16 protein-coding genes are annotated in these 17,629 nt (G+C 61.3%); 4 read left to right on the plus strand and 12 right to left on the minus strand.

Features of this window, described 5'->3' with window-relative positions; all coding sequences use genetic code 11:
- Window positions 1–96: 96 nt before the first annotated feature.
- From pafA to J3A64_RS05880, 9 genes are all read right to left on the minus strand, one after another.
- Window positions 97–1,461: a Pup--protein ligase gene (gene pafA, locus J3A64_RS05840; protein ID WP_011774865.1), complete on the minus strand. Its 1,365-nt coding sequence runs from the start codon at window positions 1,459–1,461 to the stop codon at window positions 97–99.
- A gap of 1 nt (window position 1,462) precedes the next feature.
- The gene (prcA, locus tag J3A64_RS05845) at window positions 1,463–2,170 is read right to left on the minus strand and encodes a proteasome subunit alpha (protein ID WP_014921928.1); all 708 of its coding nucleotides are present in this window, start codon (window positions 2,168–2,170) and stop codon (window positions 1,463–1,465) included.
- 1 nt (window position 2,171) lies between these two features.
- The gene (gene prcB, locus J3A64_RS05850) at window positions 2,172–2,981 is read right to left on the minus strand and encodes a proteasome subunit beta (RefSeq protein ID WP_210063796.1); all 810 of its coding nucleotides are present in this window, start codon (window positions 2,979–2,981) and stop codon (window positions 2,172–2,174) included.
- 79 nt (window positions 2,982–3,060) lie between these two features.
- Window positions 3,061–3,264 carry a ubiquitin-like protein Pup gene (locus J3A64_RS05855; protein WP_043806102.1) on the minus strand — a complete coding sequence of 68 codons (204 nt, stop codon included), beginning with the start codon at window positions 3,262–3,264 and terminating at the stop codon, window positions 3,061–3,063.
- A gap of 119 nt (window positions 3,265–3,383) precedes the next feature.
- A complete protein-coding gene (gene dop, locus J3A64_RS05860; protein ID WP_210066068.1) occupies window positions 3,384–5,003 on the minus strand; it encodes a depupylase/deamidase Dop in 1,620 nt (539 codons plus the stop codon).
- A 50-nt stretch (window positions 5,004–5,053) separates the two neighbouring features.
- The gene (arc, locus tag J3A64_RS05865; RefSeq protein WP_011774860.1) at window positions 5,054–6,862 is read right to left on the minus strand and encodes a proteasome ATPase; all 1,809 of its coding nucleotides are present in this window, start codon (window positions 6,860–6,862) and stop codon (window positions 5,054–5,056) included.
- A 97-nt stretch (window positions 6,863–6,959) separates the two neighbouring features.
- On the minus strand, window positions 6,960–8,024 hold the full coding sequence (locus J3A64_RS05870; protein WP_043470271.1) for a tRNA (adenine-N1)-methyltransferase: 1,065 nt from the start codon (window positions 8,022–8,024) through the stop codon (window positions 6,960–6,962).
- Window positions 8,025–8,141: 117 nt separating this feature from the next.
- Window positions 8,142–9,308 (minus strand): site-2 protease family protein, encoded by a 1,167-nt coding sequence (locus J3A64_RS05875; protein WP_014921923.1) that lies wholly within the window; start codon window positions 9,306–9,308, stop codon window positions 8,142–8,144.
- Entirely contained in the window at window positions 9,309–10,121 is an 813-nt protein-coding gene (locus J3A64_RS05880) for an HAD family phosphatase (RefSeq protein ID WP_014921922.1), read from the minus strand.
- Window positions 10,122–10,151: 30 nt separating this feature from the next.
- On the opposite strand from J3A64_RS05880, the gene J3A64_RS05885 reads away from it, so the two are divergent.
- Window positions 10,152–11,057: a PAC2 family protein gene (locus J3A64_RS05885; RefSeq protein WP_210063797.1), complete on the plus strand. Its 906-nt coding sequence runs from the start codon at window positions 10,152–10,154 to the stop codon at window positions 11,055–11,057.
- 71 nt (window positions 11,058–11,128) lie between these two features.
- On the opposite strand, the gene mshC is transcribed toward J3A64_RS05885, so the two are convergent.
- Together mshC and J3A64_RS05895 are read right to left on the minus strand one after the other, a co-directional pair.
- Window positions 11,129–12,406 carry a cysteine--1-D-myo-inosityl 2-amino-2-deoxy-alpha-D-glucopyranoside ligase gene (gene mshC, locus J3A64_RS05890; RefSeq protein ID WP_011774855.1) on the minus strand — a complete coding sequence of 426 codons (1,278 nt, stop codon included), beginning with the start codon at window positions 12,404–12,406 and terminating at the stop codon, window positions 11,129–11,131.
- 15 nt (window positions 12,407–12,421) lie between these two features.
- Window positions 12,422–13,255 carry an undecaprenyl-diphosphate phosphatase gene (locus tag J3A64_RS05895; protein WP_011774854.1) on the minus strand — a complete coding sequence of 278 codons (834 nt, stop codon included), beginning with the start codon at window positions 13,253–13,255 and terminating at the stop codon, window positions 12,422–12,424.
- 52 nt (window positions 13,256–13,307) lie between these two features.
- On the opposite strand from J3A64_RS05895, the gene J3A64_RS05900 reads away from it, so the two are divergent.
- Window positions 13,308–14,240, plus strand: coding sequence for an aldo/keto reductase (locus J3A64_RS05900; protein WP_011774853.1), 933 nt, complete (start codon window positions 13,308–13,310; stop codon window positions 14,238–14,240).
- Window positions 14,241–14,246: 6 nt separating this feature from the next.
- On the opposite strand, the gene rfbA is transcribed toward J3A64_RS05900, so the two are convergent.
- Window positions 14,247–15,113 carry a glucose-1-phosphate thymidylyltransferase RfbA gene (rfbA, locus tag J3A64_RS05905; RefSeq protein ID WP_011774852.1) on the minus strand — a complete coding sequence of 289 codons (867 nt, stop codon included), beginning with the start codon at window positions 15,111–15,113 and terminating at the stop codon, window positions 14,247–14,249.
- Window positions 15,114–15,166: 53 nt separating this feature from the next.
- On the opposite strand from rfbA, the gene rfbB reads away from it, so the two are divergent.
- Both rfbB and J3A64_RS05915 read left to right on the plus strand, forming a co-directional pair.
- On the plus strand, window positions 15,167–16,165 hold the full coding sequence (gene rfbB, locus J3A64_RS05910; RefSeq protein WP_043471321.1) for a dTDP-glucose 4,6-dehydratase: 999 nt from the start codon (window positions 15,167–15,169) through the stop codon (window positions 16,163–16,165).
- 3 nt (window positions 16,166–16,168) lie between these two features.
- On the plus strand, window positions 16,169–17,578 hold the full coding sequence (locus tag J3A64_RS05915; protein WP_210063798.1) for a bifunctional dTDP-4-dehydrorhamnose 3,5-epimerase family protein/NAD(P)-dependent oxidoreductase: 1,410 nt from the start codon (window positions 16,169–16,171) through the stop codon (window positions 17,576–17,578).
- Window positions 17,579–17,629: the final 51 nt, after the last annotated feature.

Below are 17,629 nucleotides of genomic sequence, written 5' to 3' on the forward strand. Positions count from 1 at the left end.
CGGAAAGACGCGTTGCGCATCCAAGCAAGGTGTATCTCGGGAAGAGACCACTATCCAGAATAGCCCGTGAAGCTGGGAGCCAGCTTATAAGGCCCGTCAGCCCATGGAGTCCAGGAGGGCATCCACCCGTTCGTCAACGCTCCGGAACGGATCCTTGCAGAGGATGGTTTGGTGTGCGCGGTCGTTGAGTTTCAGGTGTACCCAGTCAACTGTGTAGTCGCGGCCAAGCTCCTGTGCCCTGCGCACAAAGTCTCCCCGCAGTTTTGCGCGCGTTGTCTGTGGCGGGGCATCCACAGCATCCTTAACGTCGGTTTCAGTGACCAGCCTGCGTGCTTGGCCGCGCGCCTGCAAGAGGAAGAAGATGCCACGTTGCCGCGAGATGTCATGGTAGGTGAGGTCCAGTTGGGCAATGCGTGGTGAATCAAGACTGAGGTCATGGCGGCGCATGTAGCCATCCATGAGCTTCTTCTTGATGGCCCAATCAACTTCGGTGTCGATGGTGCTGGTGTCGCCGCTCTCAATGGCATCCAGGGTCCGCTGCCACAAGTCCAGGATGAGCGGAACGTGGGCGTTGTGGGCACCGTTTGTGGCCACGAAATCGGTGACTTTGTTGAGATACTCGCGCTGGATGTCAAGTGCGGTGAGCTGCCGTCCGTTGGCCAACCGTACCAATGCGCGGCCCGTCAGGTCGTGGGAAATTTCGCGGATGCTTCGGATGGGGTTCTCCATGCGCATGTCCCGCATGATGACGCCGGCCTCGATCATGCGCAGGATGAGGTCCACCGTGCCGACCTTGAGCAGCGCGGAAGTTTCGGACATGTTGGAGTCCCCCACGATCACGTGGAGGCGGCGGTAGAACTCTGCGTCCGCGTGCGGTTCATCGCGGGTGTTGATGATGGGCCTGGACCGGGTGGTCGCAGAGGAGACGCCCTCCCAGATGTGGTCGGCCCGTTGAGAAAACGCGAACGTGGCACCGTGCGGGGTCTTCAAGACCTTGCCGGCACCCGCGATCAGTTGCCGGGTGACCAGGAAGGGGATCAGGATCTCGGCAAGGCGGGAGAACTCTCCACGCCGCGGTATGAGGTAATTCTCGTGGCTGCCATAGGAGTTACCAGCTGAATCGGTGTTGTTCTTAAAGAGATAAACCGTGCCATTGAACCCCTCCGCGGCCAGCCTTGCCTGGGCCTCATCCACGAGGTCGTCCAGGATCAGTTCGCCCGCCCTGTCATGGGCAATGAGCTGTGCAAGGTCATCGCACTCTGCGGTGGCGTACTCAGGGTGGGAGCCCACATCCAAGTACAGCCTGGAGCCATTGGTCAGGAAGACATTGGATGACCTGCCCCAACTGACCACTTTGCGAAAGAGGTAGCGTGCCACTTCTTCGGGTGCCAAAGGGCGGGAATCGGGGCTGGAATAGGAAATTCCAAATTCCGTTTCAATGCCAAATATCCGCTTATCCATCTCAGCTCTCCTCTGTGAGCAACCGGGTCATGTCTTCCGGAAGCAGCCGTCGGAACGCCCTGCGGGATCCGCGGTTGCTTTCCGAATCGCGGTAAAGAACGGCGGCTTCCACGGCGGCAGCGGGCAATTCTTCAACTTCCTTGTTGGTGGCGAGGGCACGAAGTGCCAATTGCATGGCCCCCGCCAAGTTGAGCTCCGGCTCCCAAGCCCCGTTGACGACGTCGGAAATTTGGTCAGCAAGTCCGCCCATGACCACGAAGCCGTTCTCATCGGCGATTGATCCATCGAAGGTGAGGCGGTACAGGTGGTCCTGTTCCTGCGTGACGCCGACTTCGGCCACTGCCAATTCCACCTCGAACGGCTTCTGCTCGGCCGTGAATACAGCTCCGAGGCTTTGAGCATAAACGCTGGCCAGGCCCCGGGCCGTCACGTCCTCGCGATCGTAGGAGTAGCCGCGAACATCTGCGTAGCGGACGCCTGCTTGTCTGAGGCTCTCAAATTCGTTGTACTTGCCCACTGCGGCGAAGGCGATTTTGTCGTAGATTTCACCGATTTTGTGCAACGACGGCGAAGGGTTCTCCGCGATCAATGCGATGCCATCGGCGCAGCTGATGACCACCACAGAGCGCCCGCGTGCGATGCCCTTGCGTGCGAAGTCCGCACGGTCCTTCATCAACTGTTCGGGAGAGACATAAAACTGCTGTGTCATGTCAGGCCTCCCGTCCGGCGACGGCACGCGATTCAACGATTGCGCCGGCTACCGCAGCCAGGTCCCTCTCAGGGACACGTCGGTTGCCGGAGCGGTTGACCGTGTAGACCACCGGCCATAGTTGCCGGACGGGGTCGGGGCCACCGGTGGCGGAGTCGTCGTCGGCAGCATCGTAGAGCGCCTCAACGGCCACGGATATGGCGTCCTCCTCAGACAAGTTCGGCTTCCACAGTTTCTTCAGCGCTCCCCGTGCAAACACCGAACCGGAGCCAACGGAGTGATGCTCCTGTTCTTCATAGCGGCCGCCTGTGACGTCGTACGAGAACAAGCGGCCCACGCCTGCCACCTGGTCGAAGCCTGCGAACAACGGAATGACCGCCATCCCCTGCATTGCCATGGGCAGGTTTCCGCGGATCATCGCACCCAGGCGGTTGGCCTTGCCCACGAGGCTGAGCAGCGTGCCCTCGATCTTTTCGTAGTGCTCCAGTTCAACTTGGAAAAGCCGTGTGATGTCGATTGCCAAGCCGGCGGTGCCTGCTATGCCCAGCACGGAGTACTCGTCGGCAGGAAACACCTTCTCGATGTGACGGCTGGCGATGATGTTGCCCATGGTGGCCCGGCGATCCCCGGCCATCAACACACCACCGGCGTAGGTCAAGGCCACGATGGTGGTGGCATGCGGCGACGACGGCACTGTGCCGGCGGGTAACAATTGATTGAACGGTAGGAGTTCGGGACGCGAACGTTGAAGATGCTCCGTGAAAGAAGACGTTGCCTGGGTGGCCAGGGGGCCGGTTGATGGGTCCTGCATTGCTGCACTCCTTCGACTCTGCGTTCCGATGCCCGGTGGCCTCACGCCTACCGGGCAGTACCTGCGGGGGTGGGTCCTGTTACTGGCCGCCCTTTTGGACAAACGCCCTGACGAATTCTTCAGCGTTGGATTCCAGAACGCCGTCGATTTCGTCAAGAAGGTCATCCACTCCCTGCGTCGCCTCCGAGGCCTGTGCCTCGGGTGCTGCCGGGGGTGCCTCCGGTACATCCACCTCGGTCTCGGTTTCCCGGGACTGTGGTTGTTGCTGCTCCTGTGCTGCCATTTTCTTTCTCCCTACTGTCAGTCCCCTGTTGACGGAGACTTCCTACTGCCATAGTGCCACGCTGCGGGCTGCTGCGCGTGGCTTTGCGGGGGCACGAATCTCCCTGTGGCTGCCACTCTTCAGCTCCTCGCCGGAGGCGGGTTCCGGCCCATCAATTCGGACAGGAAAGTGCCAGCGTCCTCATGCCGGTCGAAAAGGGCGCCGGTGAGGGCCTGGGTTCCCCGCAGGGGTTCGCGCGTGGGTACCCGCTGCAGTTTCCCCAGCCCGGGAACATCGAAAATCACCGAGTCCCAGCTGGCGCCGACAACGTCCTTTCCGAACTTCGAAACGCACCGGCCGCGGAAGTAAGCGCGGGTATCCGACGGCGGTTCGGCGACCGCCCGGGTGATGTCGCCGTCGTCGACTATGCGCGTCATCCGGTCCCTGGAGAGCAGCCTGTAGTAAAGGCCTTTCTCCGGCCGGATATCCGACCACTGAAGGTCCACCAAGCCGAGCCGGGCGTCGTCCCACGCCAGTCCGTCCCGGTGGCGGTAACCTTCCAGAAGCGATTTCTTGGCCACCCATTCAACCGACGAGGCAGCGGCATCAGGATCAGTGCCCAGGGTTGTCAACGTGGACTCCCACTGCGACAGGACCAGATGGGTGTGGCCATCTCCGGTGACCGAATCCGCCACCCCTGTCTCCTGGGCCAGTTTGGCGGCTGCCTCGTAATACATCCACTGGAGATCGAGGGCGGTCACGCGTCTTCCGTCGAGGAGCCTTGCGGTCACAGCCATCGTGGTGTCGTGGCTGATGGCTTGGAGCGCCTGGACGGGCTCGTGAACCTCAATCTTCGGAGCCTGTCCTGCCTCAATGAGGCTCAGGACCATGGCGGTGGTACCGAACTTGAGGAAATTTGAGGCCTGGCTGAGGTTGGCGTCCCCAATGATCACGTGGAGGCGTCGGTACTTGTCCGCTGTCGCATGGGGCTCGTCCCTCGTATTGATGATGGGGCGGCGGATGGTTGTCTCCAGCCCCACCTCGGCTTCAAAGAAATCTGCCCGCTGGCTGATCTGGTAGCCGGGCGTTGAGCTGTCCTGCCCCAGCCCCACCCGGCCCGCGCCACAGATGACCTGACGGGAGACGAAGAACGGCGTGAGCCCACGGATGATGTCTCCGAAGGGCACAGAACGCGGCATGAGGTAGTTCTCATGCGAGCCGTAGGACACGGACTTGTTGTCGGTGTTGTTCTTGTACAGGTTGATCGGAGGAAGTGAGGGATCGGAGGCGACCTTCCGGACGGTGGCCAAGGCAACCAGGTCACCGGCGGCATCCCATGCCACGGCATCGCGTGGGTTGGTGACCTCCGGGCTGGAATACTCAGGGTGCGCGTGGTCCACGTAAAGGCGCGCACCATTGCCGAGGACCATGTTCATCAGGAGGGAGCCGGACTCGTCTGCGCCATCCAGTTCCAACTCCTGGCGACCATAAGCCAGGGCGACCGCTTCGGCGTCGAGCACTGGCGGCTGGTCCGTCAGCTGGCTGGGATCCGCCACCGCCCTGTCCACGGTCCAACCGCGGGCATCGTGCAAAGGTTCCTCGTCCGTGTAGTCCCACCGCGTCTCAGCCCCGCCGGCCGCCCGTTGCCGGGTAACCGTGGCATAAGCCTGAATGATCCTGGCGGACATCATGGTGGCGTTGGCTCCCGGCGCTGATGGCGCATGGATTCCGTATTCAGTTTCGGAGCCCATGACACGCATGGCGCCGCCTGCGGGAAGTTTCTCTGCCGGTGTTCCCTCGGGTCTTGCTGTCACAGGTACTGGCCCGTATTCGCGGTGGTTTCGATGGACTTGCCCGGTTCCTGACCGGCCTTGCCCTGAACGATCGTGCGGATGTAGGTGATCCTCTCGCCCTTCTTACCCGAAATCCGTGCCCAGTCATCCGGGTTGGTGGTGTTGGGCATGTCCTCATGCTCACGGAACTCATCCACAACGGCCCGAAGCAGGTGATCGATTCGAAGACCCTTCTGTTGATTGGTCAGCAAATCCTTGATGGCATACTTCTTGGCGCGATCCACCACGTTCTGGACCACGGCACCGGAGTTGAAGTCCTTGAAGTACAGCATCTCGGTATCGCCATTGGCGTAGGTGACCTCGAGGTACTCGTTGGACTTCTCAGTGGAGTACATGGCCTCCACCGTGCGCTGGACCATGGCATCCACAGTGGCCTGCACGTCGCCGCCATACTCAGCCAAATCCTGGGCGTGGAACGGCAGGTCAGTGGTGATGTACTTGGCGAAGATGTCGGCCGCAGCTTCAGCGTCGGGACGCTGGATCTTGACCTTCACGTCGAGGCGACCTGGACGAAGGATGGCGGGATCGATCATGTCCTCACGGTTTGAGGCGCCAATGACGATCACGTTGTCCAAGCGCTCCACGCCGTCGATCTCACTGAGCAATTGCGGCACGATGGTGGTTTCGACGTCGGACGATACGCCGGTACCGCGTGTGCGGAACAACGAGTCCATTTCGTCGAAGAAGACAACCACGGGGCTGCCATCGGACGCCTTTTCACGCGCGCGGGAGAAGATCAGCCGGATGTGGCGCTCAGTCTCACCCACATACTTGTCCAGGAGCTCAGGGCCCTTGATGTTCAGGAAGTAGCTCTTCAGATCGGTATTGCCAGCCCGTTCCGCCGCCCGGGCAGCGAGGGAATTCGCTACTGCTTTGGCGATGAGGGTCTTGCCGCAGCCCGGAGGGCCGTACAGCAAAATGCCCTTTGGGGCCTTCAGGCCATGCTCACGGTACAGGTCCGGATGCAGGAACGGCAGCTCCACGGCGTCCCGGATCTGTTCGATTTGCGGGCCCAGGCCACCGATATCCTGGTAAGTGATGTCCGGAACTTCTTCAAGGACGAGGTTCTCCACCTCAGCGCGCGGGACCTTCTCCAGGGCGTAACCTGTCCGGGAATCAAGCGACAACGCATCGCCCACTTTCAGGTGAACGCTCTGGAGCGCTCCCGATAGCCTGACGACGCGCTCTTCATCGGCGCGGCCGACCACCAGCGCCCGGTCCCTGCCCAACATTTCCTTGAGCGTGACGAGCTCGCCGGCGCGTTCGTAGCCGAGTCCGGCCACTACCAGCAGTGCCTCGTTAAGCAGGACTTCCTGTCCGACAGCGAGCTGGTTGAGGTTCACCAGGGGGCTGACGCCCACACGCATCTTGCGGCCCGCATTAAAAATGTCCACGGACTCTTCGGTGGCTGCCTGCCCCGAACTGCCGGCGGCCGGCTGTTTCCGTGGGTTGATCTGCACCACGGTACCGAAGCTGTAAGGAGGTTGACCCTCCTGCTCCAAGGCGCCCTTCAAGCGAAGAATTTCGGCCTTCGCCGTTTCCAGCATGCTGACAAGTTTGCTGTTGTTCTGGGTTGCGGCTGCCAACTGGCGGTCGATGTGGCGAAGCTTGTCCCGAAGGATATTGATCTGCCGCTCGGCAACAGTCAGTTCACTCGAGGTCTCCGGCGGCTGAACAGCGCCAAGCCTCCGGCTTGCCGTATTCTCCGCTGCGTCGTTTGCTTCTTCCGGCGTCGGCCGTCCAAGGTCGTTGTTTGACGTATCCACGATTCATCAGCCCCTTCCTGCGCTTAACAAGACCTTAGTCCCGAAACGCTCAGGGTGCTGGGTGACATTCGGAATGCGAACCCTATTGTGACCTTTGTCAGTTTGTGACTGAGGGCTCATCCTGGACGTTGGTCCCGGCGATTGCGTCGCGTGCTGCACGGCGCAGTTTCTTGTCAGACACGGCGCGCTCCCCCACTGCTGCGGGGGTCCACGCGTTAAGGTCCTCTTCGCTGAATTCAGTCTTGGACGGGCGGCGCTTCACGGAGATTCCGGTGACGCCATCGGCCAGGCGGCGTGTGACAAGCAGGAATCCGGTGTGGGCGACCATGCGGTGATCCGGACGGACTGCGAGGCCTTCGAGGTGCCAGCCTCGAACCATCGATTCCCAAGCATCCGGCTCTGTGAAGCGGCCATCAGCGCGGATTGCCTCGGCGGTGCGGGACAGCTGGGTGACGGTTGCTACGTAGTTGATCCAGACGCCGCCGGGAGCCAGCACGGTGGCAACGGCATCCAGGCATTCCCATGGAGCCAGCATGTCCAGCACAACCCGGTCCACGGACCCCGGGGCCTCGGCCTTGACGACCTCTTCCTGGAAGTCACCCAGGGAGATCTGCCAAGCGGGGTGCGGGCCCCCGAAGATGGTCTCCACGTTTCCCCGTGCGATGTCCGCGAACTCTTCGCGACGCTCGAACGAGTGGAGGTAACCGCCGTCGCCGACTGCGCGCAGAAGGGAAATGGACAGGGCGCCTGAGCCAACTCCCGCTTCCACAACACGTGCACCGGGGAAGATGTCAGCCATGGTGACAATCTGGCCGGCATCCTTGGGATAAACCACCGCCGCACCGCGGGGCATGGACAGCACGAAGTCAGAGAGCAGGGGCCGCAACGTCTGGTACTGCTGGCCGACGTTGTTGCTAACCACGGACCCATCCACCTTGCCGATGATTTCATCGTGGTTCAAGAAGCCGCGGTGCGTATGGAAAGCGCCGCCCACTTCCAAGGTGATGGTGTTCATTCGCCCGCGCTCGTCCGTGAGCTGGACCCGCTCGCCCACGCGGAAAGGCCCGCGGCGTCGTGCAGCGCCTGTCGGCTGTACGGCCGAGCCGGTGGCCGACTCGTCAGTGCCTGCGCTTGCTGCGGGGGCGGCGGTTTCGCTGCTCATGTGGTGTTCCTCGCTCCTGTACGGCTGGGCCGCGATGTGTGACCGGCTGGTGGGCGCCAAAAAATCAATGGGTCTCTTTTGTATAACCGCCGGCATGTAACTCTACCGGCAACGCAGTCAGGCGCGCCCGCTCCTGCGTGCTTCCTTACCTGTTATGGCCGTCACTACCGCCTGCTGCCGGAGCAGCCCGGTGACGATGCCGTTGTGGTCCACCACAGCGTATTCGCCGCCTTCGAGTCGGGCCAAGTACTGGATCAATTCCTGCCCCTTCGACCATTCCGGAACGTAAGCCCCTGCAGCCAGGGCGTGCGACACAGCGGTGACGGGCGTCGTCGTAGAGGCAGCGGCGGGCACCGCGAGTGTTGCGCTGAAATCCACAACTCCCTGCGGTTTGCCGTCGGGGCCGCAAATCACGACGGCGGGACTTCCGGTGGGTGAAATGTCCAGGACGTCAGCCACTGTTGCCGAGTTCGGCACGCCTAGTGCCGGCTCAGCGAGGCCGGCGGCACTTACCAAGTAGAGACGGCTGCGGAGCTTTGCGTGGTGGATGGAGCTTGAGGCGCCCATCCAGAGGAAGCCGCACACCAGCACGGTGATCACAATGAAGGTGAGGTCCGGCCACGCGCCACTGATCAAGGGAACGCCGATAAACAAGATGACCAGCACGACGACGATGATCCGGCCGGACCAGCCGGCAGCGATAGTGCCCTTGTCCTGACTGCCGGTCGCCTTCCAGACGGCCGACTCCACTAAGCGACCACCATCGAGTGGCATTCCGGGAAGAATGTTGAAGATGCCGATCAAGAGGTTGGCTCGCATCAGAATGTCGCCCAAGGTTGCGGACACGCCGCTGAGCAGGTCGGTGGACATCACAGCCCACATCACCCCGGCCACCAGGAAGTTGGAAGCGGGTCCAGCCAGGGCGACAACAACCGAACGTCCCGGCGAAGCCGTGAAGTTCTCGAATTGTGTGTGTCCGCCCCAAAGATTGAGCACGATTTTTTCGGTGGGCCACTTGAAGGCTTTTGCGCTGAGCGCGTGTGCAAGTTCATGGATCAGGACAGAGAGGGCGAGCAGCAGGGCAATGCACAGCGCTACGAAGTATGCCCAGTTGTTTAGATAGGGCATGTAGTCCATCAGGACCGGGCCGTAGACGATCACCGTAAAAGCTGCGATGACAAACCACGAGTATGCCAGGTAAACCGGAATGCCCGCGATTCTTCCGAGGGGGATGCCGTCCCGCTTTTTGTTTTGCGTGTGATGCTGTGTGGATGGGCTGCTCACCTAGTTGGCCCCTTCAAGCAGGTTTGCTGCGGCGAAACGGTCAGCCACGAGCTGCTGTAGATCGGGTGCGGTGCGGCCAACCAACGTGGGCCACGTGATCATCCGGGGGTCTTCCGGGAGGGGAACCTGATGGGGAATTCCCACTGTGACCACACCCGACGCGATAGCGGCAGTTGCACCTGGGATGGAATCCTCCAAAGCGACGCAGTTGTCAACGGTGACGGACGGGTCGTCCAGCCTGAGCCGTTCCACCGCCGTGAGGTAGGCCTCGGGGTGCGGTTTTCCGTTGGTGACAGTATCGCCCGTCACCATGAACTCGAAGTAGGGCTTGGCGAGGCTTTCCACCACGACGCCGGCCAAGGGGCCCTCGGACATGGTCACGAGGGCGCAGCGGATGCCTGCCTGGTGGAGTTCATCCAGCAGTTCCCGGGCGCCTGGCCGCCACGGGACTTCTTTTCGGACCTGTTCGATGACCTGTGTGCTCAGGGTGTCCACGATTTCACGGGCCTCAAGCCTGACGCCGGCGGCCTGCAGCACGGCTGCCGAGTGAAGCAAAGCCTGGCCCACCAATTGCATGGCCTGCTGCTGGGACCACGTGCCGCCGTAGGATTCCACCAGCGCACGCTCGGCCGCGATCCAGTAGGGCTCGGTGTCCACGAGTGTGCCATCCATATCCCAGAGCACGGCTTTGAGGAGGGGCTGGCTGGGTAACGAATGCATGGTTTCCAGTCTACGTGGAACCTGGCGGGCGGCTGTCCCCGCGTTGCGCTGTGGGCGAATCGCGGACACGCTTCGGCGCGGAATGCCATGCATCCATAAGGGTCTTGGACGTAGGGTGAGTGGATGAACAGTGTGGACGGGACCCCCGAAGGACAGGACATGACCGCGGAGCCCGAGCGTTTCCTCAAGGAACCCGCGGACGGCCAGCGCGTCACCGTAATGCTCGCGGCGTTTGAGGGCTGGAATGACGCCGGTGAGGCTGCCAGCGATGCGCTGCACTACTTGAACAAGCTCTGGGACGGCAAGAAGGTTGCCACTGTGGACGCCGAGGAGTACTACGACTTCCAGTTCACGCGGCCAACCGTGCGGCGTACATCCTCAGGCGCCCGAAAGGTGAAATGGCCGTCAACGCGGATTTACAAAGCTGAAGTTCCGGACAGCAACGTGGATGTGGTTCTGGTTCTGGGCACTGAGCCCTCATATCGCTGGCGGGCCTACACCACCGAACTGCTGGTCCATGCTGAAGCGCTCAAAGTGGACTCCGTGATTTTGGTGGGTGCGCTCCTCGCCGACGTTCCCCACAGCCGTCCAATTCCGGTGAGCACCACCACCGAGGACAGTTCCCTGCGGGAGCGCCTCAACCTGGAAGCTTCCCAGTACGAGGGACCAGTGGGAATTGTGGGTGTGCTCGCAGAGTTCGCGATGCTGGCAGGGCTGCCGACGGTCTCCCTGTGGGCAGCAGTTCCGCATTACGTTGCCCAGCCGCCCTCCCCCAAGGCGCAGCTGGCGATCCTGCACAGGATCGAGGACCTGCTGCAGGTTCCCTTGGATAGCCAGGCATTGGCTGAAGAATCTGAAGCCTGGGAGCGCGGCGTGGACGAGCTTGCAACGGAAGACCCTGAGATTGCTGCCTATGTGCGGCAACTGGAAGAAGCGAAGGACACCGCCGATCTACCGGAGGCGTCCGGCGAGTCCATCGCCCGCGAGTTTGAGCGGTATTTAAAACGTCGCGGCAAAGAACGTCCTTGACGGATTAATGCCGCCGAAACCAGCAACGGCCCTGACGCGAAGTCAGGGCCGTTGGCGTTTTCTGTTGTGGTCTAGAGTTCAACCCCAAGCAAAGCGTCGATGGCATCCGTGACAAGCGCGGTGTCCTGCTCGGACTTGTCCGAGCCGGAGCGAATAGCTTCCGCGGCCCAATGGTCGACGGCGGCTATGGCACCTGGAGCGTTGAGGTCATTGGCAAGTTCATCGCGCATGGCTGATATGAGGGCCGCGGCGGATCCGGCCGGGGCATGATCCAGTGCCGCACGCCACTGCTTGAGCCGGTCCTTGGCTTCGGCGAACTCCGCATCGGTCCATGACCAGTCAGAGCGGTAGTGGTGGGCAAGGATTGCAAGGCGGATTGCCGCAGGTTCCTCACCGGCAGCGCGAAGCTTTGAGACAAGAACCAGGTTGCCCTTGGACTTGCTCATCTTTTCGCCGTCCAACCCCACCATGCCGGCGTGTGAATAGTGGCGCGCCAGCGGGACTCCGGACAGTGAATAGGCGTGGCCGGCGCCCATTTCATGGTGCGGGAACACCAGGTCCGAGCCACCACCCTGAACGGTGAAGGGAGCGGGAAGGTACTTCTGAGCGATCACGGTACATTCGATGTGCCAGCCAGGCCGGCCATCGCCGAGGGTGGAACCTGGCCAACTCGGCTCGCCGTCACGGGCGACGCGCCAGAGCAAAGGATCGAGGGCATGGCGCTTCCCGGCCCTGGTGGGGTCGCCGCCCCGTTCAGCGAAAAGCTCCAGCATCTCCTTTTCGCCGAGGCCGGAGACGTCGCCCAGCGTCCAGGCGTCAGTGGCATCCGAGCGCTTGCCTGCCGTCTCGACGTCGTAGTAGACATCGCCGTCAGGTTCTCCTTCGGAGCCGGCAACGCGATAGGCCACGCCGTCTGCAATGAGCTGCTCGATGGCGGGAACGATGTCCGGGATGGCCTCCACCGCACCGATGTAATGGTTCGGAGCGAGGACATTCAAAGCGTCCATGTCTGTCTGGAACAAGTCAATCTGGCTCTGCGCCAATTCGCGCCAGTCCACGCCAGTGGCCGTGGCCCGCTCCAAAAGCGGATCATCGATGTCCGTGACGTTCTGGACGTAGGACACCCGGACGCCGGCATCGCGCCAGGCACGGTTCAGGAGGTCGAAAGCCACGTAACTGGCTGCGTGTCCCATGTGGGTGGCGTCATACGGCGTGATGCCGCAGACATACATCGACTGTTCCGGCTGTCTCTCGACGTCCACCACACGGCCAAGGGCTGTGTCGTACAGCCGTAGTTGCGGCATGCTGCCGGGCAGCTCAGGAACAGGGCGGGAGGTCCACGATTTCACTACTCAACCTTAGTGCTAGGCACTGATCACATTGAAACCGAGCAGGACATACAAGGCCAAGCCAAGGAGAATCCGGTACCAAACGAACAGCCGGTAACTGCGGGTGGAGACAAACTTCAGAAACCAGCCAATGATGACGTAACCCACCACGAAAGCGATGACTGTGGCCAGCGCAGTCTCCGGGAGGCCATAGGGACCAGCGAGTCCCTCGTTGGAAACTGTCTTGTAGAGCTGGTAGAGGCCACTGCCGAACACGGCCGGTATGGCCAAGAGGAAGGAGTACCGGGCGGCTGCTTCACGTGTGTACCCCATGAGCAGGCCGGCGGTGATGGTGCCTCCGGAGCGGGAAACGCCCGGGATCAAGGCCATGGCCTGTGCAAAGCCGTAGAGGATGCCGTGCTTGTAGCTCAGCTGCGTGAGATCCCTCTCCTGCCTGCCAACGGCGTCGGCAACAGCAAGGATCATGCCGAAGACGATCAGCATGGTGGCGACGATCCACATACTGCGCAGCACCGACTCGATCTGGTCCTGGAACAACAGGCCCAGGACGATGATCGGCAGGCTGCCCAGGATGACCAGCCAACCCATGCGGGCATCCGGATTGTTGCGCTCCACCTTGCCTGTGAGGGAGCCGAACCATGCTTGGACGATCCGTACTATGTCACGCCAGAAGTAGACAATCACGGCGGTTTCAGTTCCCAGCTGCGTTATGGCCGTAAAGGCAGCACCGGGGTCTGCGGCATTCGGAAGGAATGATCCGACAATCCGCAGGTGTGCGCTCGAGGAAATCGGGAGGAATTCGGTGAGGCCCTGCACCAGGCCCAGCAAGGCTGCTTCTATCCAGTTCACGTGAATAGACCCTACGTCATGAAGTCCTCTAACTCCCCGTAAGCTAACTGCTATGCAGCAGCGTTATGTCGGAAACAGTGGATTCCGTGTGTCCTCATTGTCCCTTGGAACCATGTCCTGGGCCCAGGAGACCGACGAGCAGGACGCTGCCGAACTGCTCCATGAATTCGTTGCCGCCGGCGGCACTGTTGTGGACACGGCAGCGTCTTACGCCCAAGGCCGGGCAGAAGCCATGTTGGGGTCCATGCTGGGCGATGTGGTGGCCCGATCGGAAATTGTGATTTCCACGAAAGCCGGCGTGTCGTCGTCGGACTCCAGGCGCAGTATCAATGCTTCCCGCGGCGCGATGTTGTCCGCCCTTGATGCCAGCCTCGCCAGGCTCGGCACCGACTACATCGATATTTGGTTCGCCCACGAGTGGGATCCGAACGTGCCCTTGGACGAAACCCTTTCAGCATTGGAGTTAGCCCAGCGAAGCGGGCGTGCACGCTACGTGGGTATCTCCAATTACAACGGCTGGCAGACGGCCAAGGCAGCGGCAGTGGCCGGCTTCACTCTGGTGGCCAACCAGTCCGAATACTCGCTCGTTCAGCGCAAAGCCGAGGACGAACTCATCCCTGCCGTGGAAGACGCAGGACTGGGGCTGATGGCATGGGCGCCTTTGGGCCGTGGTGTGCTGAGCGGCAAATACCGTGGACAAATTCCTGCTGATTCGCGTGCCGCCCAGACTCGCCTTGCTGGCTACGTAGAGCCGTACCTCGAGTCGCGGCCATCCCGCGTGGTGGAAGCTGTGGCCATGGCAGCGCGCGGGCTGGGGAGGACACCAATGGACGTATCGCTGAGCTGGCTGCTCTCCAGGCCCGGCGTCTCCACCGCAGTGGTAGGGCCCAGAAACGCTGTTCAGCTCAAGGAACTCCTGGACGCTCAATTGACGGCGCTGCCGGCTGAGATTGCGCGCGCTCTCGAGGACGTTTCTGCAGCGTAGTCCAGCCTATTCGCGATCCAGGATGTCCAACAGGTATCGGCCGTAGCCGCTCTTGGCGAGCTTGGCGGCCTGCTGGCGGAGCTCGTCATCGGTCAGATACCCCATTCGCCAAGCCACCTCCTCGGGAGCACCAATCTTCAAACCCTGCCGGTTCTCGGTGGTACGGACATAGTTTGACGCGTCATTCAGGTCGCTGAATGTACCGGTGTCCAGCCATGCGGTTCCACGGGGAAATTTCTGCACATGCAACCGGCCGAGCTCCATATACGTCCTGTTGATGTCCGTGATCTCCAGTTCCCCGCGCGGGGATGGCTTCAGGTCCTTGGCCATGGCAACCACGTTGTTGTCATAAAAGTAGAGCCCCGGAACGGCATAGTTGCTTTTGGGAACGGTGGGTTTTTCTTCGATGGAGACGGCCATGCCATGGTCGTCGAACTCGACCACGCCGTAGGCAGACGGGTCCTTGACCCAGTAGCCAAAGATTGCACCGCCGTCCACATCGGCATAGTGCCGGAGCTGGTTGCCCATGCCGGGGCCGTTGAAGATGTTATCGCCCAGGATAAGGGCCACTTTGCCGCTTCCGATGTGCTCCTCCCCCAGGATGAACGCCTGAGCAAGCCCGTCGGGCGTTGGTTGCCGGGCGTAGCTGAGGTTGATCCCGAATTGGGAGCCATTTCCCAATAAATTCTCGAATTGAGGGCCATCCGTTGGCGTTGTGATGATCAGGATGTCGCGGATGCCGGCCAGCATCAGCGTACAAAGCGGGTAGTAAATCATGGGTTTGTCGAAGACTGGAACCAGCTGCTTGCTAATTCCGAGCGTTATGGGATGAAGCCGGGAACCCGTACCGCCAGCAAGAATAATTCCGCGCATCTAACTGTCCTCTCCCGCTGCGCAGCACCGTATTCGGCGGTTACGCTATGGCCATGCAGAGAATCCTTGTCACCGGCGGGGCCGGATTCATCGGATGCAATTTCGTTCACTACATCATGGAGCACACCCGCCTCCATGTCACGGTCCTGGACAAACTGACCTATGCCGGCAACATTGAATCGCTTTCAGGACTGCCGTCAAGCAGGTTCGCTTTCTTCGAAGGTGACATATGCGATGCCGCCATGGTGGACTCACTAACCTCTTCCGTAGACGCAGTTGTCCATTTCGCAGCTGAATCGCATAACGACAACTCACTTGCGGAGCCCCGTCCGTTCCTTGACACCAACCTGCTGGGAACTTTCACTCTCATAGAGTCGGCGCGCAGGCATGACATCCGTTTCCATCACATTTCCACTGATGAAGTGTACGGAGATCTGGCCTTGGACGATCCTCACCGCTTTACTGAAGAGTCCGTCTACCGTCCCACCAGTCCATACTCAGCTACTAAAGCGGGATCGGACATGTTGGTCCGCGCATGGGTGCGCTCGTTCGGCCTCCGGGCGACCATCAGTAATTGCTCCAACAACTACGGCCCCTATCAGCACGTGGAAAAGTTCATTCCGCGGCAGATCACCAACATCCTTGACGGTGACCGTCCACGCCTTTACGGCAAAGGGCGGAACGTTCGTGACTGGATCCATGTGGAGGACCATTCCTCCGCAGTCTTGGCAATATTGGAGCGCGGCCGCGTGGGAGAAACCTACTTGATAGGCGCCGACGGTGAACGGTCCAACCGCGAGGTGGTTGAGATGTTGCTCTCGCTCGCCGGACAACCCCGCGATGCTTATGATCTGGTGACCGACCGGCCCGGTCATGACCTCCGTTACGCCATCGATTCAAGCAAACTTCGACGCGAGCTTGGTTGGGCCCCCCGATATTCGGACTTCGACGCCGGACTGGCGGACACGGTTCAGTGGTACAGGGACAACGAACACTGGTGGCGGCCGCAAAAGGCAGCCACAGAGTCCAAATACGCAGGCCAAGGACATTAGGGCGTGAAACCGGCAGAGCAACTGCACTCGAGGACCACGCCCATTCCAGGCTTGCTGCTGTTTGAACTGGCAGTTCATGGTGATGAACGAGGCTGGTTCAAGGAGAACTGGCACCGGGCCAAGATGCGGGACATAGGCCTCCCGGACTTCGGGCCGGTGCAAAACAATATCTCCTTCAACGCAGCACGCGGAACGATTCGTGGGTTTCATGCCGAGCCATGGGACAAGTTCGTGTCCTTGGCCTCCGGCCGCATCTTCGGTGCCTGGGTAGACCTCCGCGAAGGTCCAACGTTCGGGACCTCGTTCTGCGCTGAACTGACTGCCCACGACGCCGTGTTTGTCCCGCGGGGCGTAGGCAACGCGTTCCAGACTCTGGAAGACGACACCGCCTATACGTACTTGGTCAACGACCATTGGAGCGCGGAGGCGCAGAGGGACTACACCTTCCTCAACCTTGCCGACGAACACGTCGCCGTGCCCTGGCCGATTCCCTTGAAGAGCGCCATTCTGTCTCCACAGGACAAGAAGCATCCGCGCCTCGCGGACGTTGTTCCCATGCCGGGGCGCCGCACGCTGGTCCTTGGAGCTGAGGGCCAGTTAGGCACAGCACTCCGGCATGCCTTCGAAGGGGACGCCACGGTGGAGTTCGCTGGCCGCGCGCAATTCGACATCACCTCTGAAGCCTCCTACCGCGCCGTCAACTGGCGCTCTTACTCCGCGGTTATCAACGCCGCCGCGTTCACGGCGGTGGATGCCGCCGAAACTCCGGAAGGTCGCGCAGCTGCCTGGAACGTCAACGCAACTGCTGTTTCCCGCCTGGCTCGTGCCGCCGTCGAGCATTCACTGACATTGGTCCATGTATCCAGTGACTACGTTTTCGACGGCACAGCAGAGGTCCACTTCGAAGATGAGGTGCCCACTCCCCTGGGAGTCTACGGTCAGAGTAAGGCCGCAGGTGACGCGGCGGTAGCGGCAGTGCGGAAGCACTACATCGTCAGGACAAGTTGGGTTGTGGGCGAGGGGAGAAACTTTGTTCGAACCATGGCATCGTTGGCGGCCAAGGGCGCCTCGCCATCGGTAGTGGATGACCAATGGGGGCGGTTGAGCTTCGCAAAAGACATCGCTGCGGGAATTCGGCACCTGCTTGATCATCAAGCCCCTTACGGAACTTACAACCTCAGTAATGGCGGGGAGCGGCAGTCCTGGGCCGGAGTTGCCAGGGACGTGTACAGGTTGAGTGGAGCGGACCCGGAACGGGTGACGCCCATCAGCACCGCGGACTACATGGGGCCGGGAACTGCGCCGCGCCCCCGCAGCAGCGTCCTGGACTTATCCAAGATCCGTGCCACCGGCTTTGATCCCCCGGCGGCAACTCAGCGCCTCGCTGAGTTCCTCAGGAGCCTGCAGCTCTAGCGGAGTCCTGCGAAACGTCCTAAAGTAGCCGTACGGCAGCCTCTTGCAGGA

The sequence above is a fragment of the Pseudarthrobacter sp. PvP004 genome (assembly GCF_017876035.1).
Classification (GTDB): Bacteria; Actinomycetota; Actinomycetes; order Actinomycetales; family Micrococcaceae; genus Arthrobacter; species Arthrobacter aurescens_A.